The 23,999-nt window shown below is 71.6% G+C and carries 12 protein-coding genes; 5 read left to right on the top strand and 7 right to left on the bottom strand.

Going from position 1 to position 23,999, the window contains the following annotated elements; all coding sequences use genetic code 11:
- Positions 1-51 precede the first annotated feature (51 nt).
- From QIY60_RS16575 to QIY60_RS16555, 5 genes are all read right to left on the bottom strand, one after another.
- Positions 52-543, bottom strand: coding sequence for an SUKH-3 domain-containing protein (locus QIY60_RS16575; protein ID WP_283143149.1), 492 nt, complete (start codon positions 541-543; stop codon positions 52-54).
- Positions 533-11,347 (bottom strand): LamG-like jellyroll fold domain-containing protein, encoded by a 10,815-nt coding sequence (locus QIY60_RS16570; protein ID WP_283143148.1) that lies wholly within the window; start codon positions 11,345-11,347, stop codon positions 533-535. Before QIY60_RS16570 ends, QIY60_RS16575 begins: the two co-directional genes overlap by 11 nt.
- 293 nt (positions 11,348-11,640) lie before the next feature.
- A complete protein-coding gene (locus QIY60_RS16565) occupies positions 11,641-13,092 on the bottom strand; it encodes a serine/threonine-protein kinase (RefSeq protein WP_283143147.1) in 1,452 nt (483 codons plus the stop codon).
- Complete coding sequence (locus QIY60_RS16560) at positions 13,089-13,502, bottom strand: hypothetical protein (protein WP_283143146.1); 414 nt, start codon at positions 13,500-13,502, stop codon at positions 13,089-13,091. The genes QIY60_RS16565 and QIY60_RS16560 overlap by 4 nt, the downstream gene beginning before the upstream one ends.
- Positions 13,503-13,623: 121 nt before the next feature.
- Positions 13,624-15,663 carry an N-6 DNA methylase gene (locus tag QIY60_RS16555; RefSeq protein ID WP_283143145.1) on the bottom strand — a complete coding sequence of 680 codons (2,040 nt, stop codon included), beginning with the start codon at positions 15,661-15,663 and terminating at the stop codon, positions 13,624-13,626.
- A 176-nt stretch (positions 15,664-15,839) separates the two neighbouring features.
- Between QIY60_RS16555 and QIY60_RS16550 the strand changes: the two genes are divergently transcribed.
- Positions 15,840-16,541 carry a hypothetical protein gene (locus tag QIY60_RS16550; protein ID WP_283143144.1) on the top strand — a complete coding sequence of 234 codons (702 nt, stop codon included), beginning with the start codon at positions 15,840-15,842 and terminating at the stop codon, positions 16,539-16,541.
- Between the two features lie 62 nt (positions 16,542-16,603).
- On the opposite strand, the gene QIY60_RS16545 is transcribed toward QIY60_RS16550, so the two are convergent.
- Positions 16,604-17,284: an HNH endonuclease family protein gene (locus QIY60_RS16545; protein ID WP_283143143.1), complete on the bottom strand. Its 681-nt coding sequence runs from the start codon at positions 17,282-17,284 to the stop codon at positions 16,604-16,606.
- A gap of 251 nt (positions 17,285-17,535) precedes the next feature.
- Between QIY60_RS16545 and QIY60_RS16540 the strand changes: the two genes are divergently transcribed.
- On the top strand, positions 17,536-17,775 hold the full coding sequence (locus tag QIY60_RS16540; RefSeq protein ID WP_283143142.1) for an antitoxin: 240 nt from the start codon (positions 17,536-17,538) through the stop codon (positions 17,773-17,775).
- A gap of 86 nt (positions 17,776-17,861) precedes the next feature.
- On the opposite strand, the gene mfd is transcribed toward QIY60_RS16540, so the two are convergent.
- Positions 17,862-21,419: a transcription-repair coupling factor gene (mfd, locus tag QIY60_RS16535; protein WP_283143141.1), complete on the bottom strand. Its 3,558-nt coding sequence runs from the start codon at positions 21,417-21,419 to the stop codon at positions 17,862-17,864.
- Positions 21,420-21,679: 260 nt separating this feature from the next.
- Between mfd and QIY60_RS16530 the strand changes: the two genes are divergently transcribed.
- The 3 genes from QIY60_RS16530 to QIY60_RS16520 all read left to right on the top strand — a co-directional run bounded on the left by QIY60_RS16530 (position 21,680) and on the right by QIY60_RS16520 (position 23,984).
- On the top strand, positions 21,680-22,831 hold the full coding sequence (locus QIY60_RS16530) for an acyltransferase (protein ID WP_283143140.1): 1,152 nt from the start codon (positions 21,680-21,682) through the stop codon (positions 22,829-22,831).
- A gap of 144 nt (positions 22,832-22,975) precedes the next feature.
- Entirely contained in the window at positions 22,976-23,470 is a 495-nt protein-coding gene (locus tag QIY60_RS16525; RefSeq protein ID WP_283143139.1) for a SigE family RNA polymerase sigma factor, read from the top strand.
- Positions 23,463-23,984, top strand: coding sequence for a hypothetical protein (locus QIY60_RS16520; protein ID WP_283143138.1), 522 nt, complete (start codon positions 23,463-23,465; stop codon positions 23,982-23,984). Before QIY60_RS16525 ends, QIY60_RS16520 begins: the two co-directional genes overlap by 8 nt.
- Positions 23,985-23,999 lie beyond the last annotated feature (15 nt).

Here is a 23,999-nt window from a genome sequence, read left to right as displayed (position 1 = left end):
TGCTCGGCACGCTCCCTCCTCCCCTCGTGGTATCGCGACGTGCGTTACGCGTTACTCGAGGAACTCATGCCGGTACACGGCCTCCGGCGGCACCGGAAGGCGCGGCTCCAGCGGGCTCGTATCGAGCACGAGCCTACCCAGGCCCTCCAGCGCGTCCGCGCCCAGCCTGCCCAGGACGGCGTCGAACGCCCCGTACAGGGCGCCGCTCTCGCCGACGAGCAGGACGCAGTTGCGGCGGGAGAACACCCCCACCGGGTACACGGGTTCGCCCGCGGCCCGGCTCCAGGTGGTCACCCAGCCGGTGATCTGCGGGGTGATGATCTCCACGTCGTCCTCGGACTCGCTGTCCCGGGGGTCCGTGAAGACCAGGCGCAGCCCGCCGAACTCGTCGAGGAACGCCAGGGCCGCCTCGGGAGCCGGTCCGTAGTCGGCCACCAGCTGGGCCGCCGGGGCGGTGCCGGACGCACGGCCCGGCACCCACCCCGCGGCCCGCAGGACGCGGCGGGCCGCGTCCTGGTACCGCTCTTCGGAATCAGAATGCATCGCCAGGCCTCAGGTGCTTGAACAGGTCCACGGCATCGTGGAACGTCGCCGCGCAATTCTTGCAGAACGGCATCGGCACGCCCGTCCTCGTGTTGACGGTCAGGAACGCCAGGTTCGGCCGTGCGGAGGCGCCGTTGTCGAACGCTCCCGCGCAGGCCCCGATCTCCGCGCAGCCCTCCGCATCGGGCCAGACCTCCTTGGAGATCTTCGGCATGTGCTCGGTGATCTCCGGGTCGAGACCGTGGCGGCCGCCCATGGTGGCCGCCTCGCCCCGGACGCCGACGCCCATGACCTCACTGCCCTCACCGGCGGCCCGGTCGAAGGCGATGGAGACCGTGGTAGGCGGCTCCACACCCTGCTTGGCGGAGTCGGCGAGCACCTTCTGCCGGTGTGCCTTCAACGGGTCGGTGATCTTGTCGATGATGCCGTGGGCCTCGTCCTGCCCGATGTTGCAGTTGTGGACGAGGACCGGCGTGTCGCCCGCCTCCACGAAGTACGTGTGGAGGCCGCCGACGGTGAGGTCGTACGTGGTCGTGTTTGCGTGGTACAGGCGGATGCCCGTGACCTCGGCCGTGCCGGTCGGGGTCTGGAGGACGTCGCCCTCGTGGAGGTCCTTGGCCTCCACGAACGCGGCCTGGGTCGCGTCGTAGAACGGGTGGTGGAACGTGGTGGTGAGGTGGTCGCCCTTGGCGGTCACCTCGGCCGCCTGCGCCTGCTGCGGGGTCGCCGTCACGGCGCCCAGTACCGCCGCCGAGGCCGCGAGGCCCAGCGCCGCCCTGCGGACCGCCTTCTTGACCGTCGCGCCGCGCTTCGTCGCCTTGACCGTGACGTCCACGAAGTCGTGGTCCGTCGTGGTCACGATGACCGCGGTGACCTTGTGCGCCTCGGTGCCGGAGACACCCGGCGCCGCGTTGGCGACGGTGTCGCCGACCTTGACCTTGTCGATGGCCTTGGCTGTGCCGTTGGCCATCAGGACCTTGGTGTTGCCGGTGAAGCTGTGCGGACGGGCGACCTTGCAGCCGATGCCCGACTCGCTCCGGCCGCCCGCGGCCTCCGCCTCGGCCCGCGACGCCGCGGTCTGGGTGGCATCGCGCGCCGCCGTCTCCTCCGCCGCAGCCCCCTTGCCGAACAGACCGCCGACGGCCTTCATCGCCTTCGGGGCCGCCTTCGCCAGCAGCGAGCCGCCGATCTTGCCGAGGACGCCGCCCAGCGCGCCGGACGCCGCACCCTCGATCGCCGAGCCCGCGAAGGCTCCGACGCTGCACGCGTCGCCGCCCTTCTGGGCGCAGGCGAAGCCCTGGGTGACCAGGGAGCCGACCGCTCCGGCGACCGCCGCGCAGCCGATGGAGCCGACGCCCGCGGTGACCGCCTCACAGCCCATGAAGACCGCCGTGGAGACCACGAACGAGGTGATCGCGGCCGCGTGGTGCTTCACGAACGTGGCCGTGGTCTTCGCCGCCTTCACGGTGGCGTGGTAGGCCGTGCGGGCCGCCTTGGCGACGGTGTGCACGGCCGCCTTGGCGACCTTCTTCGCGGCGTGGACCACGCGCTTCACCGTCTTGGTGACCTTGTGGTACGCCGTGTGCACGGCGTGGACCGCCGCGTGGTAGACGCGCTTCACCTTGCGCACCGCGTAGTGGTAGACGCGGCGCACCACGCGGACCGTCTTGCGGTACACGTCACGGACCCGGTGGACGACCTTCTTCGCCACGTGCTTGGCGACCTGGACGACCTCGTGCACCACCTGGACGGCGGCGTGGTAGATCGGCGCCGCGACCTGGTGCACCACCGCGGCGGCCTTGTGGGCCACCTTCTTGGCGCCGCACACCACGTCGTACCAGGAGCAGTTGCCGGACTGGTCCGTGCCCGCGAGCGGGTTGTCGTTGACGTACGCGAACGGGTTCGCGGACACCGAGTTCGGGACCGGGTTCAGCGAGATGGAGTCCTTGTTGCGGAACTGGCCGGTCGCCGGGTTGTACCAGCGCGAGGCCGTGCCCACGTCGCCCGAGCCGGGCTCGGTCCAGCCGGACTGGAAGCCGAGGTGGCCGAGGACGGTGTTGGTGCCGACGCCCTTGCCCAGCGGGTCGTAGCTCGCCGAGCCCGACAGCGCGGTGGCGCCGGCGGTGAACGTGCCGATCACGTCGTCGTGCTGGTCGGTGAGGGCCAGTGCGCTGCCGGAGGAGCCGTTGCCGACGCCTATCAGCGAGCCCGACGGGTCGTAGGTGTAGGTGTAGTTGCCGTCGGAGGCGATGGTGTTGCTCGCGCCCGAGTACTGGAAGGTGCGGCTGCCCTGGGTCGCGGTGTCGGTGTCGGTGATGTTCCGCCCGGCCGCGTCCAGGTTGTACGCGTGGGTGCCCGCGGTGATCTGGGCGCCGAACGCGTCGGTGGTGAAGGCGACCGTGCCGTCCGACCCGGCCTGCTGGGTCATGGTGCCCCGGGCCGAGTACGTGTAGGTGTGGTTGCCGTCCGAGGTCAGCTGGTCGCGGGCGTCATAGGTGTAGACGTCCGCGCCGACCCGGGTGCGGTTGCCGGAGGCGTCGTAGCCGTAATTGGTCGTCGTGGAGCCGTTGTTCCACGAGCTGAGGCGGTTGGCGTAGTCGTAGGTGTAGGTGTGGCTCGCCGCGCCCGGCACCCCGGTCGTCGTCTTCGACGTCAGGTTGCCGTTCTTGTCGTAGCCGTACCCGGTGGAGGCGAGGCCGGTGGCGCCCTGCATCAGGGTGTCACCGGTCAGCCGGTGCCTGCTGTCGTAGGTGTAGGTGCGGGTCTGGCCGGTGGCGCCGTACTTGATCTGGGAGATCTCGTTCAGCTTGCCGTACGTGTACGTCAGCCGGTTGCCGGTGGCCGCGTCGTCCAGGGTGGACAGGCGCCCCGCGGTGTCGTAGCCGTACGTCGTCGTGCCGGCCGCGTCGGTGCGGGTCAGCGGCGCCGAGTCGGCGTTGTAGGTGAAGCTGGACGAGCCGGCGGAGCCGGACGTGGAGAGCAGGTCTCCCCGGTCGTCGTAGCCGAACGCCTCGTGGGTCGCGGACTGGTGGTCCGTGTTGCCCGCGATGCCCGCCTCGGCGGTGTCCGCCGCCAGGACCCGGCCTGCCTTGTCGTACGCGAAGGAGCGGCTGGCGGTCGCGGCGTCCGCGCCCTGGCCGTCCATGGCCACGACCCGGTTGTTCTTGTCGTACGTCAGGGACGTCGACGTGCCGCCCGGCTTGACGGCCTTGACCATCCGGCCGTCCGCGTCATAGCCGAACGTGGTGGTGGTGTCCGCCGCCGAGGTGTACTGCGCGGTGGACGGCTCGATCACCTTCTCCTGCTGGCCCCACGGCGTGTAGGTGTAGCGCCAGGAGTTGCCCCGCCCGTCGGTGAACCGGGTGCGGTGGCCCGCCTGGTCGTAGCCGAAGCTGGTGGTGATGGACGAGGTGTCGGAGACCGGCTGGATCTCCTGGGTGACCGTGCCCGCCGCGTCGTAGGTGAAGCGGGAGGTGTGGCCGTTGGCGTCGGTCGTGGTGACCGTGTTGCCCACCGCGTCGTACGTCGCCGAGGACTGCGCGAGCAGGGTGCCCGAGGCGTCGTACTGCTTGTTGTAGGTCGGCTGGCCCGCCGCGTTGTAGTCGGTCTGGGTCCAGGTGTTGTCCGGCAGGATCGTCTTCTGCTGGTTGCCCTCGAAGTCGTAGGTGAACCGGGTGGTGTTGCCCGCCGCGTCCGTGACGGACGTGGCCTCGCCCGCCCGGTTGTAGCCGTACGAGGTGGTGACCCCGCCCGGCGTCGTCGTCGACGAGGCGTGCGTGCCGTACGGGTTGCCCGCCGTCACCGCGTAGGAGTTGGTGCTGGTCAGCGTCCGGGTGGACGGGAACCGCTCCAGGGTGGTGGAGGTGAGCTGGCGGCCCAGGTAGTCGTAGGTCGCCTGGGTGGTGGCGCCGGTGCCGTCGGTCACCGAGAGCGGGTCGCCGGCGTTGTCGTACGTGGTGTGCACGGTGGCGCCGTCGGGCTTGGTGACCTGGGCGAGCCGGCCCAGCTGGTCGTAGAGGTAGCCGGTGGTGCGCCCGCCCGGGGTGGTCGACGAGGTCTGGTTGCCCTCGTTGTCGTACGTCCAGGTCGAGGCCGCGGTGACCGGGGTGGTCTCGCCGGCCGGGGTGTAGGACGGCAGGGTCTCCATGACCTTGTTGCCGTTGGCGTCGTAGGCCGTGGTGGTCACGTCGCCGTTGGGGCCCTGCTCCTCGACGGCCTCACCGAAGGTGTTGAAGCCGCTGGTGGTGACGGGGCGCACGGTGAGCGGGTTGGTGCCGTCCGCCTCCGCCTGCACGGCCGGGGCGGTGGTGACCGCCTGGTTCCCGGCCTCGTCGTAGGCGTAGGTGGTGGTGTTCTGGTTGGCGTCCGTCATGGACGTGCGCAGACCGCGCTGGTCGTACGTGTACGTGGTCTTCTGCTCGCCCGAGGAGGCGGCGGTGCCGCCGGTGCGCCCCTTGCCGTAGAGCGAGGTGACGTCGGTCGAGGTGAACGCGCGCTGGTAGACCTGCACGTTCGAGACCCCGCCGGGCAGTGCGTCGACCACGCCGCCGCCGTACTTGGCGGCGCCGATCATCAGCGGCCCGTGCGCGCTCCAGGGCGCGCTGTTGGTGGCGCTGCCGGAGAGCGTGCCGTTGACGTAGACCTGCACGGCGCCGTTGGTGGCGTTGTACACGCCGACGACGTGCGTCCAGCTGCCCGCGACGGGCTTGGCCGTGGAGTAGGCGGCCGGGAACGAGGTCCCCGCCGCGTCCGTACTGGTCTGCTCCATGGACCACAGCGGCGCGTTGGTGTGCGCGTAGTTGTACTGGAGCATGAACGCGCTGTTGGTGGTGCCCGCCTGGGCGACGACCGTCGCGTTGTGGGTCGGCAGCGACGCCATGTTCACCCACGCGGAGACCGTGTAGGAGGCGGCGGTGTCCAGCACCGGGCCGTTGGTGGCGATCTGCTGGCCCGCGTTGCCCGCGAAGGTGGCCGCGGAGTCGTTCCAGGTCACGCCGGTGGCGGCGGCGGTGTTGCCGGAGCCGGAGGCGTCGGTGACCGTCGAGCCGGAGGACTGGTCGAGCTTCCACCAGCCGGTGGGGTGCCCGGCGGCGTCCCCGTACAGCGTCTCGGCGATCTTGTTGCCCATCGCGTCGTACGCGTTGGTGACCGTGCGGTCCCAGCCCGAGGAGTCGCGGCTGTTCTCGGTGGCGATCTCGTCGTCCGGCGTGTACGACACGCTGGTCACCCGGGCGACGCCGCCCGGGTCGAGGGTGGTGGAGGTGTGGCGGGAGGCCGCGTCGACCGTGTGGGTCGTGACGGTCTCGCCGTTGTCGGTGGTGCTGGAGAGCACGTTGCCGGCCGCGTCGTAGGAGTTGGACTCCAGGACGCTGGAGCTGGTGCCGTCGGCGCTCTTCTTGGTGACCGTCGACGTCAGACCGTTGTCGGTGTAGGTGTACGAGGTCGTCGCGCCCATGGCGTCGGTGACCGACGCGAGCCGGCCCGACGGGTCGTAGGCCCGCGACGACTCGGTCAGCAGCGACGGGGACTGCGGGTTCACCGGGTCGCCCGCATACATGACGCCCTGGGTCAGCAGCTGCCCGTTGTCGTCGTACGTGTAGCGCATCTCGGTGCCGGAGGAGGAGACCTCCTTGGTCTTGTTGCCCTGGTTGTCGTAGGTGTACGTGACCGTGTTGCCGTTGGACGCGCCCGCGTTGGCGTTGGCGTCCTTCTTGGTGGCGACGTGGCCGTACGCGTCGTAGGTCTGCGTCTCGGTGCGGGTGTAGTCCCCGCCGCTGCCGTCCGCGACCGACTGCGAGGTGATGTTGCCGTCGACGTCGAAGGCGGTGGTGGAGACCGCGGCGTGCACCGCGCCGGTGACCCGGTCGGTGAGCTGCGGGTCCTTCTCCTGCACGACCTGGCCGTCCGCGTCGTACGTGTACGTCGTGGTGAGCCCGGCCGGGTAGGTGTCGGAGACGGCCTTCTTGCTCAGGACCTGGCCGACGCCGTCATAGGTGTACGAGGTGACCAGACCGCCGGCGTCCGTGGTCGAGGCCACGTCGCCGTTCTTGAAGTAGGCCACGGAGTTGACCGCGCCGCCCGGGCTGACCGTGCGCACCGGCAGGCCCTTGGGGACGTTGCCGCCGCCGGTCGCCGGGTAGGCGGCGGTGCCGTCGCTGAAGACGGTCGTGGTGGTGCGCCCGTTCGGGAAGCCCGCCACGGCCGGACCGGTGATGGTGGTCTGGTTGCCCGCGCTGTCGTAGCCGAAGGACGTCAGATACGTGTTGTCCGTCGCCGAGGCCGAGCGGCCGTCGCGCCGGGTGAGCAGGATGTCGTTGCGCGGGTCGGCGGTGGTGAGCTGCTCGGTGGTGTCGTCCGGGAAGTAGCTGAAGTACTCCGTGGAACAGGCGTTGGCCGCCTGGTTCTGGCAGGTGGTCGTGGAGACCGTGTTGCCGCGGACGTCATGGCCGGTGACCGTCGTCGCCCCGTTGGGGTCGGTGACGGTGTGCTCGAAGCCGCCGGTGTCGTAGCCGAAGCTGGTGGTGTTGCCGAGGCCGTCGGTCTCGGTCAGCATCCGGTTGTTGTGGTTGACGTCGTACTGGTAGGTGAGCGTCGCGTTGGCCGGGGAGGTGACCTTGACGGTCGACACCGGCAGCAGGCCCGTGGAGTTCTTCGCGGCCTGGAAGTGCGCCGCCGCGTCCTGCGCGGTGAGCGCGGAGCGGTAGGTGGCGGCCTCGGCGAGCGAGCCGTTGAAGTACACGGTCGCCGGGTAGGGCAGACCGGCCCAGCCGGAGCCGGTGGTGGCGGCGCCGAGGTAGTCGGTGGTGCGCCCGCCGGTGGTGAGCGCGGCCGTGCCGGTCTTGGTGGCGGCCTGGGTGCCGTCCAGGTACAGCGTCTGGCTGGTGGGCGAGGCGCTCAGCAGCACGTGGTGCCACTTGCCGTCGGTCACCGTGCCGGTGGTGCCCATCTGGACGGAGCCGGAGGTGGTGTAGAAACCGCCGTACAGCTTGTTGTCGGTGCCGATCCACAGCTGCGGGGTGGTCGAGGAGACCGTGCCCCCGATCGGCCCGCTCTGCGCGTTCATCAGGATCGCGCCGCCGCGCGTGGTGCTGAACCAGAGCTCGGCGGACGCGGAGGTGCTGCCGGTCTGGACGTCCGGCACCTGCACGAGGGAGCTGGTCCCGTTGAAGGCCGCCGCCTTCTGGTCGGCGAAGGGACCGGTGGCCCCCAGCGTCACGTTGCTGTACGTGCCGTTGCCGCCGCGCGTCTCGTCGACCGCGCTGCTCGCACCGGCCGCCTCACCGAGGCGGAAGTACGTGGCGGGGGCACCGCCCAGGACCGCGCCGCGGTAGGTCTGGCTGGAGCCGGTGACCGTGGGGGCGCCGAGCTTCCAGACGCCGCCGTTCTCGTCGGTGAGCTGGGTGAGCGCCGCCGTGCCCGGGTCGTAGGTCATCGCCGCGTACGTCTTGCCGGACGGGCGGGTGACCGAGGAGAGCAGGCTGGAGGCGTGCGTGCCGTAGTTGTAGAGCGCGCTGACGTCGGCGGCGACCAGCGGGCGGTCGTACCACGCGGCGCCCGCGATGGAGCCGTTGAAGTAGGTGGCGTAGCCGGTCTTGCTGGTGCTGCTCTGGTGCGGCTGGTCGGGCCAGTTGCCGCCCAGGAAGCCGGTGCCGAGGTAGTTGAACGGCTGGTTCTTGCCGAAGGCGGTGCCGCTCTTGATGGAGACGGTGCCCGAGAGCGAGCCGACCTTGGCGTTGTCGAGGAACAGCGTCTGCGAGTTGCCCGCGGCGGAGAGCACCACGTGGTGCCACTTGCCGTCGGTGACCGCCGCGGAGGTGGTGAGCGGGGCGATGCCGCCGCTGTACCAGAACTCGGCGTTCAGCTTGCCGTCGCTGCCGACGTAGATCGACGGGGTGTAGTAGCCCGCCGCGTTGCCCGCGTCGATGGGCTGCGAGGCGTACGAGTAGAGGACGCCGGGACCGGCCGAGGTCTTGAACCAGAGCGACAGGGCGCCCGAGTCGGTGTTGTTGCCGGTGTCGTTGGGGAGCGCCACGGCCGAGGAGGTGCCGTTGAAGCCCGCGGCGGTGCCGCCGTTCGGCGGGCCCGCCTGGCCGAGCGTGACGTTCTTGTACGTGGCGTCGAGGGTGTTCTCGTTGCCCAGGACGGCGTCGTTGGCGACGGTGCCGGAGGCCTCGGACAGCGGCCACATGGCGCGCGGGCCGAGGTCGAGCGAGGCGTTCTGGTACTGGGAGCCCGCGGTGTAGGTGTACTTGGTGCAGGCGGTGGTGGAGGACGGCGGGCAGACCGAGACGAGCTGGTCGCCGGTGTAGCCGTAGGTCCAGGTCAGCGCGGTCGACTGGTCGGTGCCGACGACCGGGTCGGTGACGACGGTCGCCACGTGTGCGGCGGCCGCGCCGGACGGCGTGGCCCAGGTGACGTTCAGGGCGCGCCCGGAGACGGCCGAGGCCATCTTGGAGACGTGGCCGCCGGACCAGGTGAAGGTCAGGGCGCGGCCGTTGGCGTCGGTCACCGAGGTGAGGCCGTAGCCGCCGGAGCCGAGCGCCTGGGTGAAGGTGTAGACCGTGTCGTCCTTGTCGGTCAGCGAGTAGCCGCCGGTGACCGACTTGAAGGTGGAGAAGCGGCCGGAGCCGGCCGAGAAGCTGCCGTCGCCGTTCTTGCCGTACCCGACCTGCGAGCCGTTCGGGTAGGAGACGACCGCGCTGGTGACGGCGCCCGCGGCGTTGTACTGCTCGGTGGCGCGGGTGTCGAAGATCGACGACCAGCCGGAGCCGAACGAGCCGGTCCAGCGCGGGTCACGGGAGTTGTACTCGCGCTCCACGTCGAGGCTGGGGCCGACGGTGGAGATCGAGGCGTCCGTGTCGCTGGTGGTGTAGTTGGCGCTGGAGGCGTCGAAGCCGTGGTTGCCGCTGTTCTGCGACAGCCCCGAGGTGATCACCGGCTGGGGCACCTGGATCTGCAGCGCGTACCAGTCGGCGGCCGGGGTGTAGAGCGAGCCGTCGTACCCCTGGACCGTCCAGTAGTACGTCTGGCCCCACTTGAGCTTGCCCGCCGGGACCGTCCAGTCGCCGTTGGCGATCAGCCCGGAGTCGGCGACCTTGGTGTTGGTGTTGTCGTAGACCTGGAAGACGTACTGCGGGGTGGTGGTGACGTCGTCGCCGGCCCAGGCGGTCAGCTCGGGCGTGGTGGTGTTCGCGACGGCGTTGTTGTTCGGGTACTGCTGGTAGATCTGCGGGGCCGCGTTGCCGGTGTAGGTGACCGACATGTACGGGCCGAGCGCCGGGTCGTTGAACGAGCCGAACTGCTTCCAGTGCAGGTTGTCGTTGGTGGCCGCGTAGACGGCGAGGCCGTTGTCGGCGGTGGTGCCGTTGAACCAGCCCTGGATGGCGCTGGTGGTCAGCGGCACGTCCACCCAGTCGCCCACGGTCCGGTCGGCGCCGGTGTTGGCGCAGGCCTTGGGCACGCTCGGGGTCGCGTTGCCGATGGAGGAGCCGTAGGACGGGCCGGGGTAGCTCGTCACCGTGTTCGGCTTCCAGGCCTGGGTGACCAGGGCGACGTCGAACCGCTCCGGGGTGCAGGTGGAGGCCCAGGTGTCGAAGAGGTGCAGGGTCGCCGAGGTGACCGTGGCGTGCGTGCCGTCCCAGGTGTTGTACCAGTGGTTGACGTACGCGGCCGCCGAGTGCGGGCCGGAGTCGTAGGAGCCGACCTTGATGGTCTGCTCGGACGAGTGGTCGCCGGCGGGGAGGCCGGACTCCGCGTAGGTGGTGGTCCAGCCGTCGGTGACGGTCGGGTCGACGGTGACCGGGAAGACGCGGGCGCTGTCGTGCAGCCAGCGCGGGTCCAGGGTGACCTTCAGCGCGGTCTTCGCGCCCTGGCGGACCAGCTCGTAGGTCACGGAGTGCGTGGTGGCCGGGTCACCGGAGCGCGGATCGACCTTCGAATCGTAGGCGTACGCGGAAGGGATGCGCTCGACGGCCTTACCGGAGGTGTCCACCAGGTCGATGGAGCCGTCCTTCGCCTGGCTCGCGGTCAGACCCTTGAGGTCGAGGGGGAAGGTCCAGGTGTTACCGGCCTTCGCGGAGTGCAGGACGATCGCTTCCTTGAGCCCGGTCGCGGTGGGCGCGAGCTCCAGGTCGGTGCCGGGGAGCACGTCGGCGTAGGTGACGCGGGAGCCGTGTGCGGTGCCGGTGACGGGGGCCGCGCCCTGGAGGCCGTAGCTGAGGGCGTGCGAGCCGTCGGTGGCGAAGGAGGCGAGCGCCGGGTCGGCGGCCTTGGCGGCGAAGTCGACGTCGAGGGAGTTGGCGGACTCGTGCCAGCGCTTGTCCGGCCCCGCTCTCACATCGACGTCGATGGGCTGCCATCTGCCCTGTTCGTCCTTGTAGTTCACCGGTGTCATGGCGACCTGCCGGGTCATCGAGCCGTCCGCGTTGTCGAAGACTGTCGCGGTACGGGATGACTTGGCCGGATTGCGGTGGCTCGTCTTGGCGTTGAAGCCCTGGGCCGAGCGGCTCCTGCCGCTCTTGGTGGCCTTCTCGTACGGGTGGTACGCGTCGAGCTCGCCGTGGCCCTTGCCCGGCTTGTGGCCCTTGCCCTTGTTCGCCTTGGTGGCGGCGGCGCCGGTGTGGTGGCCGTGCCCGGCGGCGGTGCCGCCCTGCTGCTCGGGCAGCGAGCCCCAGTGCGGGTCCTTGAACCAGGCGGTGATCGAGCTGAGGCTTGGCAGCGATATCCGGCCCAGATGGGCGTCGTCGGCCATGGCCTGCTGGGTGGTCAGCATCAGTGCGAGGCTGGTGAGCAGCAGCAGTGCCACACGTCTTTGACGGCGGCGGTACAGCGAGGGCCGCCGTATGGAACGGCGGAACGGGCGCGGGCGCACGAGGCGACTCCCTGGAATCGGGCACAGATCGGCCAAAGACAGAAACGCGCCGATCTTGTCCGTAAAGAGCACCTAAATGACAGTCAGCAGACCTGTTCTTGGCAGCCGCTTGAGCAACCCATTGCTTAAGCGGAAGGGGTTGTTCCGTCTGTCCGTTTAAGACTTTCCCGTACTTTTGCCAGAAGAAGTCCGGCGGGATGCCTCCGCCGGTCAGGGAAAGGCGATGGTCAAGCGCGTCCCGCGAGCGACGGGAGGCGCAGCAGACCGTCGACGCGGCGCCGGATCTCGGCCGCGCGGGCCGGGTCGCCGGTGCCGTACGGACTCTCGAAGTACGGCAGGACCGCACGGTACTCGTCGAGCGCGGCGGCGCCGTCGCCGAGCTGCTCCAGACAGAGCGCGGCGTCGTGGCGGAACGCGAGGGCCTGCGGGTCGGCCGGGCCCGCCTCGGCGGCCCGCTCCTCGGCGAGCCGGCGCAGCTCGGGCAGCGCCCGGCGGTACTGGCCGTCGTCCATCAGCGTCGCCGCGTACTGCTTGCGCAGGATCCGCACGACCGGGGAGCCCTCGCCGTGCCGGTCGGCGGCGGCCGGCAGGATCGCACCGAGGATGTCCACGGCCTGGGTGATCCGCCCCTCCCCGAGCAGCCGCTTGGCCTCGTCGACGGCGTCCGCGACATCGGGCTGGGCAGGCGCGGGGGCGGGGGCGATGCGCGGGTCGGGCGCCTGCTGCGGCACCGGCGGCTGGGCGTGGACCGGTGGCGGGGTGGCCGCCCGGTCCGGCCAGGGGGCGTGCGGGCGCAGGAACGGGCGCGTCGGGTCGAGCGGGTGCCCGGCCGGGGTGCCGCGCACCGGAAGCAGCGGGGCCAGCGCCTCGTACACCTCCTGCGCGGAGCCGGGCCGGTGGGCGGGGTCCTTGGCGAGCAGCCGCAGCACCAGCGCCTCCAGGGCCTGAGGCACCTCCGGCCGCACCTGGCGGACCGGCAGCGGCGGCTCGTAGAGGTGGCGGTGGAGCACGCCGAGCGCGGTGGACCCGGCGAAGGGAACGTTTCCGCTGAGCAGTTCGTGGAGCAGCACGCCGAGCGCGTACAGATCGGTGTACGGGCCGACCGCGCCGCCCATCGCCTGCTCGGGCGCCATGTACGCCGGGGAGCCGATCGGCGAGCCGGTGCGGGTCAGGCGCGTGGTGTCGTGGTCGAGGACGGAGGCGACCCCGAGGTCGAGCACGGTGACCGTGCCGTCGGGCCGCACCATCACATTGCGCGGCTTGAGGTCGCGGTGGACGATCGGCACCGCGTGCACGGCCGACAGGGCCGCGCACAGCTGGGCCGCGACCGCCACCGCCCACGGCCAGGGGTAGGGCTCGTGCTCGGCGAGGTGGTCGGCCAGGTCGGCGCCCTCGACGTGCTGCATGACGAGGTAGAGGTCGTCGCCGTCGCTGCCCGCGTCGTGCACGGTGACCAGGCCCGGGTGGTCGACCCGCGCGGTCACCCGGCACTCGCGCACGAACCGGCGCCGGGTCTCGTCGGCGGCGCTGGCGCCCGCCACCAGGTCGGGGCGGAGCAGCTTCACCGCGACCCGGCGGTCCAGGCGCTGGTCGTACGCCGTCCAGACCTGGCCCATCCCGCCCTGGCCGAGCAGCGCCGCCAGCTCGTACCGCCCGGCGACCACGCGTCCGGCGGTCACCGGCCCTCCTCCTTGCGCAGCAGGGAGCTCAGCTCGTCGAGTTCGGCGCGGACCTGGTGGATGCGCGGGGACGGCGGCGCCGGGGGGTAGGGCGGCGGCGCCGGGAGACGCCGCTGGTGGAAGTGGATGTCGACGACCAGGTAGTAGACGACCACGACGAGGGCCTGCACCAGCAGGAGCGCCATGCCGACGTTCGAGACCCAGGTATCCTTGAAGTGGGTGTGCAGCATCGACAGACAGCCGATGTTGACCGCCAACTGGCCCCAGAACAGCAGCCAGTCGCGCCGGGTGCGGCGCATGATCGCGAGCCGCAGCATCGCCGTCCACGCCAGCAGGCCGAGGGTGAGCACCACCAGCACGGAGAAGACCACCCGAACGGTGATCACCTTCACGCTCGCGGGGCTCTGCATCTCTGCTCCTGACAGGGCGGTACGTACATCGCTGGCCAGAGCGTAAAGGTGACGCCCGGTCAGGGTCCACCCAGGTCACGGGGCCAGGGGTGGAACCGGGCGGTCCGGATTCACCCGCGGTCTACTCGGGCCGTACGACACCGTCCGTGAGCCCGTCGTGCAGCCCCTGCACCAGCTGTTCGCCGAGCCGTCCCGCGAGCCGCAGCGCGTCCTCGAACGCGGCGAGCGCGCGGAACCGCTCGCCGTACCGCGCCTGCTCGGCCAGCGCCAGCCGGGGCAGCTGGAGCCTGCGCACATCGAGCCGGGACGCGGTGGTCGCATAGCTGCTGGCCTGGCGGTTGTTGGCGGTGCCGCGCAGGAACCCGGCGAGGAACCAGGGGTCGAGCGCGGCCGGTGCGGGCCGCAGCAGCTGGAGGTTGCGGCCGAGCGCGGCCCCGGCCGTGGCCGCGTCGACCACCCGCGCGACCGTGCCGCCGCCGAGCACCGGCACCACCACGTCGCCGACTTCGGTGAGCACCGGCTCCTCGGCGGGGCCGTCGGGCAGGGCGCCGGAGGGGGCGGTGCCGCTCAGCACGTCCTGCTCGGTGAGCACGGGCACGCCCGGGGCCGAGGCGCCCGCGCCGCCGGAGCGCAGCACCAAGGCGCCCGCGCGGGCGAGTTCGCCGACCGTGGTGAGCGGCAGCCGGGCGCCCGGATGCGGGGCGGGCCCGGCGGGCGGCGGGGTCAGCTCGGCGGTCCGCCGCAGCGTCGCGCCGAGCTCCTCGCGTACGGCTTCGAGCGCGTCGGCGCCGCCCGCCGCGGCCGGGGGCGGCAGATGCCGGGCGGGGGCCAGGTCCACGTCGTCGTCGAGGAGTTCGATGACCGGGACCGCGCGGCTGACCCCGGGCCGCTCCTCGGCGGTGCCGTCCCGGTCGAACGGCGTCCAGGCCTGGAGGACCGCGCTCTGCACGGCCTGCCAGGGCAGCTTGTCGCGGCCGCTCCCGTCGCCGCCGGGCAGCCCGGCCGCGTCGACGAGCAGCAGCTCGGGCGCGGGGTGGCTGCCCGCGCCGGGCTTGCGCAGCACCCACAGCTGGAGCGGGATGCCGTACGGCGGAGCGGCTCCGGCGGGCAGCGCGATCACCGCGCGCAGGGCGCCCCGGCGCAGCAGCCCGGCGCGGATGCGGCGGCCGGAGCGGCGGGAGGCTGCGGCCGGGGGCATCAGCAGCACGGCGGTGCCGCCCTCGCGCAGCCGGGCCAGCGCGTGCTGCACCCAGGCCAGTTCCGACTCGGTGCGGGCAGGCAGGCCGTACTCCCAGCGCGGGTCGTACGCGAGCTCGTCGTGGCCCCAGTTGCGCTCGTTGAACGGCGGGTGGCAGAGCACCGCGTCGACGGCGAGGCCGGGGAAGGCGTCGGCGCGCAGCGAGTCGGCAGCGGCGGTGCGCACCTCGGCCGGGCCGTGCAGGGCGAGCCGCAGCCCGGCAAGCGCCGCGAGCTCCGGGTCGGCGTCCTGCCCGTACACCGCCTCCGCGTGCGGGACCGCGCGCAGCAGCGTGCCGGTGCCGCAGGCGGGGTCGAGCACCGAGGCGGCCTGCGGGCCGAGCGCGAGCGCGGCCATCAGCTCGGCGGGTCCGGGCGGGGTGAGCGTGTACTGACGCGGGTTGGCGTCGAGGTGGCGGCCGAGCAGGAACTCGAAGGTCTGCCGGGCGCCGAGCTCGGCGGCGAGCTCCCCGACCCCGCGCAGCAGCGGCACGGACGCGGCGAAGTCGGCCGGGGCCGGGGCGGGGGTGTTCACAGGACCGCTGTGAACAGACTCGTCCAGGACCTTCGGCAGCCGCTCGGCCATCGCGGCGTCGGAGAGCGCGGTGAGCCGGCGCCATTCGTCCGGGTCGTCCCGTACGAGAAGGAGCGCGCGGCCCGCGTGGACCAGGCCCGTCACGGCCGAGGCGGGGTGGCCCGACAGCTGCTGCCAGACGCGCTCGCGCAGCGGGACTTCGGCGAGTTTCCCCTGGTCGCGCAGCCACTGTTCGACTTCGGGGAGGGCGAAGGAGGGGCTGGTCTCGGTGCCGCCGACGGGCTTGGGGAAGTCGGCGTGGCGGCGGCGCCAGTTGCTGACGGCCGCCCGGCCCACCCCGGCGAGCCGGGCGATTCCGGCAGCGGTCACCTCTGCTGCGTTGTCCGGCACGGGCCCGACTCCCCTCGTCTGTTGTGCCTCCCAGCATAGCGATCACCACCTGAGCACTCCATACACGAGCGTGAACCGATCCATTCCCGTGAACCATGTTGACTCGGTTCACAGTCTCTGTTGTGATTGACCCATCAGTTCACACGGCCCCCACGGCCCGTCGGAAAGGCACAGCCATGTCTCAGCACAAGCGCAACTGGTTCGCCCGTCACAAGGTCCTCACGGGCGTCGGCGCGGTCGTCGCGGTGATCGCCGTCGGCGGCGCGGTCGGCGCGGGCGGCGGCTCGGACGACACGTCCCCGACGAGCGCGGCCACCCAGGACGCGCCCAAGAAGGCGGAGAAGACGGGGGGTTCGCAGCAGCCCGAGGCGAAGAAGGAGAAGGGTCTCGGCGACGGCAGCTTCCAGGTCGGCTCGGACATCAAGCCCGGCACGTATGTGAGCAGCGGGAACAAGGACGGCTGCTACTGGGAGCGGGCCAAGGACGCCTCGGGCAGCACCGACGCGATCCTCGCCAACGACAATGTGACGGGCGCCAGTTACGTCACGGTCCTGGCCAGCGACAAGATCTTCAAGAGCAGCGACTGCCAGGGCTGGCACCTCGTCGACCCGAAGGCCGCGGCCAAGGGCACCCCGAAGACCACGCTCAAGGGCAACGGGGGCATGTTCAAGGTGGGCACCGACATCGCGCCCGGCACGTACAAGTCGACGGGGAACAAGGACGACCAGTGCTACTGGGAGCGTGCGAAGGACGCCTCGCACAGCACCGAGGCCATCGCCGCCAACGAGAACGTGACGGGCACGGCGATCGTGAGGATCGGTGCCGGTGACGCGTACTTCAAGAGCAGCGGCTGCCAGGACTGGGTGAAGACGGGCTGAGTGTCAGCCGTGCCACGAGGAGCGGCCGGGCCTCGCCCCGTGGCCGAAGAGGCCGCCGGGCCTCAGCCCGTGGGCAGCTTCTGCTGGGGGCACTCGGTGAGGACCTTCTTCATCGCCTCCTTCTCGGCGTCCGTCACCCACACCCCGTACTTCTTCTTGACGGCCACCTGGTCCGCCACGTACGTGCAGCGGCCCGCCGCGAACGTCGGCAGCCAGGTCGCCGCGTCGCCGTCGCTCTTGCGGCGGTTGGCGCTCGCGTCGACGGCCAGCAGGTTCAGCGGGTCGTTGGCGAAGGCCACCCGCTTCTTCTTGTCCCACTGCTGGGCGCCCTTCTGCCAGGCGTCCGAGAGGGCCACCACATGGTCGATGTCGACCTTGCTGCTGCCACGGACGAACTTGATGGTCTCGCCGGTGTAGACGTCCTTGGTCAGCGTCCCCGAAGCGACGTCGCACTTGTCCTTGAACTTCACGTCCGTGAGGTCCCGTTTGAGGATGTCCTCCCGGGTGGCGCAGCCGTTGGCGTCGGTGTCGGTCCAGCCCTTGCCGAACTGGTCCCGCGAGTAACCGGTCTTGGCCGCCCGGCCCTTCACGGTGAGGGAGTCGACGGCGGCGAGGGCACTCCCCTGCGCGGCGGGCGCGCCGGGCTTCGCCTTCTTGGCGTCGGTCTTGCTGTCGGAGCATCCGGTGAGGGCGAGCGCGGCCGCGAGCGCGGCGGCGGGAAGGGCGATTCGGTACGTACGCATCACAACGGGCCGTCCTCGGAGGAAGTTGGCGGAACCCCGCGATCCTATGGACCGATGGAGTCCTACCCGGCCACCAGGCGGCCATAGGGGCTCGAAGGCGGAAAGCCGCGGCCGGGCCGGGCGCCCGCGTACGGCGGCGCGGGGTCCGTACCCGGCCGTGCCCCACTCCACCGGCGACGGCCCGCCCGCAACGGGGCGGCGGCGCGTAGCGTCGTGACCGTCCCTGCCTCCCCCGACGAAGGAGACCGCGGATGGGGATCCTCGACCGTTTCAAGGACCAGGCGCAGAATCAGGCGGATCAGCTGGTCGACTCCGTCGGAGACAAGGTCGACGAGAAGACCGGCGGCCGGTTCGCCGGTCAGGTCGACCAGGCGCAGGACAAGGCGAAGGAAGTACTCGGCATCGACGCGTCCGCGCAGGAGCCCGCCGGGCAACAGCCCGCCGAGCAGCAGACTTCCGAGCAGCCCGAGCAGGAGCAGCCCCCGGCCTGAGCTTCCCGGCGGGCCGCAGGCCGCAGGCCGGTGGGAGGACGGGTGGGCGCGGCCCACCCGTCCTCTTCTCCCCCAGGAGTTTTCTCTCAGGACCCCAGGATCGTGGTGAGGAACTCCCCGGTCCACGCCAGCAGTTCGCGGCCCACCACCGGCTTGCCGCCGATCTTGCCCGTCGTCGGGCGCGGCACCAGGATCTGGTGCGTGGGTGCCTTGACGACCGTACGCGGGTAGAGCCGCTTCAGGCGCAGCTCCTGGGACTCGCGCAGCTCCACCGGCGCGAACCGGATGTTGGCGCCCTGGAGCACGATCTCGCCGACCCCGCAGGCCCGTGCCAGCATCCGCAGCCCGGCCACGAGCAGCAGGTTCTCGACCGGCTCGGGCAGCTTGCCGTACCGGTCGGTGAGCTCCTCGCGTACGGCCTTGATGTCGGCCTCGGAGTTGGCCGAGGCGATCGCCCGGTAGGCCTGGAGGCGCAGCCGCTCGCCCGGCGCGTAGTCGTGCGGGACGTGCGCGTCGACCGGCAGCTCGATCTTGACCTCAAGCGGCGGCTCCTCCTCCACCCCGCCCTCGACGGCGGCCCGGTAGTCGGCCACGGCCTCGCCGACCATCCGGATGTACAGGTCGAAGCCGACGCCCGCGATGTGGCCGGACTGCTCGCCGCCGAGCAGGTTGCCCGCGCCGCGGATCTCCAGGTCCTTCATCGCCACGTACATGCCCGCGCCCATCTCCGTGTGCTGGGCGATGGTCGCCAGGCGCTCGTGGGCGGTCTCGGTGAGCGGCTTCTCCGGCGGGTAGAGGAAGTACGCGTACCCGCGCTCGCGGCCGCGGCCGACGCGGCCGCGCAGCTGGTGGAGCTGGGAGAGGCCGAAGTTGTCGCCGCGCTCGACGATCAGCGTGTTGGCGTTGGAGATGTCGATGCCGGACTCGACGATCGTGGTCGAGACGAGCACGTCGAACTTCTTCTCCCAGAAGTCGACGACGACCTGCTCCAGCTGGCTCTCGCCCATCTGGCCGTGGGCCGTGGCGATCCGCGCCTCGGGGACGATCTCGCGCAGCCGGGCGGCCGCCCGGTCGATGGACTCGACCCGGTTGTGGATGTAGAAGACCTGGCCCTCGCGGAGCAGCTCGCGCCGGATCGCGGCGCCGATCTGCTTCTCCTCGTACGGCCCGACGAAGGTGAGCACCGGGTGGCGCTCCTCCGGCGGGGTGGTGATCGTCGACATCTCGCGGATGCCGGTGACCGCCATCTCCAACGTACGGGGAATGGGCGTCGCGGACATGGTCAGCACGTCGACGTTGGCGCGGAGCTTCTTCAGCTGCTCCTTGTGCTCGACGCCGAAGCGCTGCTCCTCGTCGACGATGACCAGGCCGAGGTCCTTGAACTTGGTCTCGGAGGAGAAGAGGCGGTGGGTGCCGATGACGATGTCGACGGCGCCGTCCTTGAGGCCCTCCAGGGTCGCCTTCGCCTCGGTGTCCGTCTGGAAGCGGCTCAGCGCCTTCACGTTGACCGGGAACTGCCCGTACCGCTCGGTGAACGTGCCGAAGTGCTGCTGGACCAGGAGCGTGGTGGGCACCAGGACCGCGACCTGCTTGCCGTCCTGGACCGCCTTGAAGGCCGCGCGGACCGCGATCTCCGTCTTGCCGTAGCCGACGTCGCCGCAGACGAGCCGGTCCATCGGGACCGTCTTCTCCATGTCCTCCTTGACCTCGGCGATGGTGGAGAGCTGGTCGGGCGTCTCCGCGTACGGGAACGCGTCCTCCAGTTCGCGCTGCCAGGGGGTGTCCGGGCCGAAGGCGTGGCCGGGGGCGGCCATCCGCGCCGAGTACAGCTTGATCAGGTCGGCGGCGATCTCCTTGACCGCCTTCTTGGCCTTCTGCTTGGTCTTGGTCCAGTCGGCGCCGCCGAGCCGGTGCAGGGTCGGGGCCTCGCCGCCGACGTACTTGGTGACCTGCTCCAGCTGGTCGGTGGGGATGTAGAGCCGGTCGCCGGGCTGGCCGCGCTTGGCGGGCGCGTACTCCACGAGCAGGTACTCGCGGGTGGCGCCCTGGACGGTCCGCTGGACCATCTCCAGATAGCGGCCGACGCCGTGCTGCTCGTGCACGATGTAGTCGCCGACCTGGAGGGTGAGCGGGTCGATGGTCTTGCGGCGGCGGGCCGGCATCCGGCCCATGTCCTTGCTGACCGTGCGCTGCCCGGTCAGATCGGTCTCGGTGAGCACGGCGATCCGCAGCGCCGGGTCGATGAACCCGTGGTCGAGGGCGCCGCAGGCGACATGGACCACCGAGGGGCTGATTTCGGCCAGGTCCGCGTCGAGGCGCGCGGCGATGCCCTCGCCGCCGAGGACCTCCACGGTCCGGGACGCCGGGCCGTGGGCCTCCGTGACGTAGACCGCGCGCCAGCCGTCCGCGAGCCACTGCTTGGTGTCCGCGAGGGCCCGCTGGGTGTCGCCCCGGTAGGTCTCCGGCGCGTGCATGCCGAGCTTGAGGGTGCCCGCCGCGTCAGCGGCTGATGTCACAGTGGCCAGGTCCGTGTCGTCGGCGGCGAACGGTGAGACCGACCACCACATCATGCCGAGCTCGCGGGCCCGGTCGCGGACGTCCGCGATGCCCCACAGCGAGGCCGCGCCGACGTCGATCGGGGCCTCCCCGCCCCCGGCCGTCGCCGCCCAGGAGGCCTGGAGGAACTCCTGGCTGGTCGCCACCAGGTCACTCGCCCGGGTGCGCACCCGCTCGGGGTCGCAGACGAGGGCCATCGCGCCCTCGGGCAGCACGTCGAGCAGCAGCTCCATCTCGTCGACCAGGACCGGCGCGAGCGACTCCATGCCCTCGACCGCGATGCCCTCCGCGATCTTGCCGAGCAGCTCGCCCAGCTCCGGGTGCGCCTCGGCCAGCGCGGCGGCCCGGGTCCGCACCTCGTCGGTGAGCAGCAGCTCGCGGCAGGGCGGCGCCCACAGCCCGTGCTCGGCGACTTCGAGGGAGCGCTGGTCCGCGATCTTGAAGTACCGGATCTCCTCGACGTCGTCGCCCCAGAACTCGACCCGGAGCGGGTGCTCCTCGGTCGGCGGGAAGACGTCCAGGATGCCGCCGCGGACCGCGAACTCGCCGCGCTTCTCGACCAGTTCGACCCGGGAGTACGCGGCCGCCGCCAGGCCCTCCACGACCTCGTTCAGATCCGCCGACTGCCCGGTCCGCAGGAACACCGGCTCCAGGTCCCCGAGCCCCTTGACCTGGGGCTGGAGCACCGAGCGGATCGGCGCCACCACCACGCTGACCGGGCCCGCCGCCGGGTCGTCGTCCCGGGGGTGCGCCAGGCGGCGCAGCACGGCGAGCCGGCGGCCCACGGTGTCGCTGCGGGGCGAGAGGCGCTCGTGCGGCAGCGTCTCCCAGGACGGGTACTCCGCCACCTCGTCGGGCGGCAGCAGCGAGCGCAGCGCCGCCGCCAGGTCCTCCGCCTCGCGACCGGTCGCGGTCACCGCGAGCACCGGGCGCCCGGTCTCGCGGGCCAGCGCGGCCACCGCGAAGGGCCGCGCGGCGGGCGGGCCGACCAGGTCGACGTGCATCCGGTGGCCGTCGGTGGCGGCCTTCACCGCTTCGGCGAGCGCCGGGTCTCGTACCACCGCGTCCAGCAGACCGTGCAGGCTCATGAAGGGCTTCCATCCCGGGGAGAGGGCAACGCGAACCGCCCGACACGTCTGACGGGCCGGGGGTTCCCAGCGTACGACGTGGGTGTGACACCCGCGCGAGAAGCAAGCCAAGGGGCGCGCGTGGGCGAGATCACCCCTTTGGCGGTACTCCTGAGCAAAGGGTGAGCCTTTGCAAATCCTGAGGAACCCCATAGGCTCCCCCGGGCGTGCCGCACGCCCGGCAATACGGCGGCGTCGCTGCGACCAGGCCATTGAAATCCGTGCCCGAGGGGAACCCGCTCGACATGCCCGACCAGGCGCGGACAGCGCTCCTTCAGCCCGAGCCGGTGCTCACCGGTGCCGACGCCCCGCAGCGGACCGGATCCACCGCCGAGGGGAGCCGCCCGAGCCGCATCTACGCACTCGACGGTCTGCGCCTCCTCGCGGCCCTCACGGTCGTCATGTTCCACTACCTGGCGCTCACCGGACGATGGCCGGAAACCGACTCCCGGGCGAGGTTTCCCGCCACTTATCCGGTCGCCGCCTACGGCTGGCTCGGCGTCCAGCTCTTCTTCCTCATCAGCGGCTTCGTGATCTGCATGAGCAGCTGGGGCAAACCGCTCCAGTCGTTCTTCGTCTCGCGCGTGGTGCGGCTCTACCCGGCGTACTGGTTCGCGGTCATCGCCACCACCGCGGTGGTGGCGGCCGTCCCGGGCGGGCTGAGCCCGAAGCCGGTCGCGGACGTCGTCACCAATCTCACGATGTTCCAGGAGCCGATGGGCGTCGACAGCGTCGACAGCGTCTACTGGACCCTCTTCGCCGAACTGCGGTTCTATTTGCTGTTCGCAGTCGTCGCCTGGCGCGGGCTCACCTACCGCCGCGTCCTCTTCTTCTGCTGCGCCTGGGCCGTGGCCAGCGCACTCGCCTACCAGTCGGACGACAGCACGCTCCGGATGATCATCATGCCGGACAACAGCTGGTGCTTCATCGCGGGTGTCGCGTTCTATCTGATGTACCGGTTCCGGCCGAGCCTGATGCTCACCGGCATCGTCCTGTTCTGCCTGGCCGCCTCGCTGCCCGGCGTGCACAGCACCTGGGAGCACGCCCAGGAGCGCCTCACGCACCCGGTGCCGTACTGGCCGGTCGTCGCGGTCATGGGGGCGTGCTTCGCGGTGATGGGTCTGGTCGCCACCGGGAAGCTCTCCTGGATCCAGTGGCGCTGGCTGCCGTACGCGGGCGCGCTCACCTATCCGCTCTACCTCCTCCACGAGTACATCGGCTGGGAGATCATCGGCTCGCTCTCCCCGCACGTGAAGCCGGTCCCGCTGGTCAGCGGAGTGATCGCGCTGATGCTCGCGGTCTCCTGGCTGGTGCACCGGTACGTGGAGCGGCCGCTCGGCAAGCGGCTGAAGCAGGGCCTGCAGAAGCTCTGAGGCCGGTTCCGGACCCCTCCGGGACCCGTTCCGGCCACCCGTCCGAAAATTCTTGCGGTGACCTGTCAACCGAAAGGCCGCCGCCAGGCGTACATCCCGTGAGACCTGTCCGCCGACAGGTCTGTCCATCCGACGGGAGCCGCCTTGACCGACGACGAGTTCGAGGAGTTCTACGCTCACTCGGTCAAGGACCTGGTCGGCCAGGTCTATCTGATGACCGGCGACCTCCACGAGGCCCAGGACGTCGTCCAGGAAGCGTTCGTACGGGCCTGGGGCCGCCGTGCGCGACTGCGGCGCGAGGCCGGGCCCGAGGCCTGGATCCGCACCGTCGCCTGGCGGCTCGCGGTGAGCCGGTGGCGCCGGCGCCGCCGGGCCGGCGAGGCCTGGCGGCTGCACGACGGCGGCCGCACCGAGGCCGCGCACGGCCCCGACCCGTCCTCCGTCGCCCTCGTCGACGCCCTGCGCCTGCTCTCCGAACGCCAGCGGCGCGTGGCCGTCCTGCACTACGTCTGCGATCTCACCGTCGAGCAGGTGGCCGCCGAGACCGGCCTGTCCACCGGCACGGTGAAGACGCACCTCTCCCGGGCGCGCGCGGCGCTGCGGCCCCACCTCACCTCCGAGGAGGATCAGGGTGTCTGAATTCCCCCATGGCTCCCCCGACGGCCGCGAGGGCGATCCGGCCCTGGCCCGGGCGCTGAAGCGGGCCGCCGCCGAGAGCGGGCGCCGGATCGTGCCGGAGCCGCCCGCCCGGGTCGCCGAGCGCGGGCTGCGGCGCCGCCGCCGCACCCTCGCGGCGACCGCCGCCTGTGTCGTCTGCCTGGTCGCCGGTACGGGCGCGGTCGCCGCCCTCCGGCTCCAGGGCGACTCCGCGACGACGGTCCCGGCCAACCCGCCGACCCCGTCCGGAACGCCCTCGGGTTCGCCGTCGTACGGCTCGGGGGCGCCGTCGAGGAGCCCGTCCGACATCGGGACCCCCTCGCCGGGCGGCTCCGGCTCGGGCTCTCCGCCCCTGACCGCGACGCCGAGCCTGCCGCCCGGTTCGCCCGGGGGCAGCGGACCCAGCAGCTCGCCCCCCGCCTCCTCCCCGGCCGGGGAGGGCGGCTCGCCCACGCCCACCGGCACCGCCTCCGCCACCCCGTCCCGCATCCGCTGACCCGAGGATCCACCG

This window comes from Streptomyces sp. BPTC-684, assembly GCF_030028635.1.
Classification (GTDB): Bacteria; Actinomycetota; Actinomycetes; order Streptomycetales; family Streptomycetaceae; genus Streptomyces; species Streptomyces noboritoensis.
The sequence above is the reverse complement of the archived record's forward strand: the minus strand, read 5'-3'. Positions and strand labels throughout refer to the sequence as shown.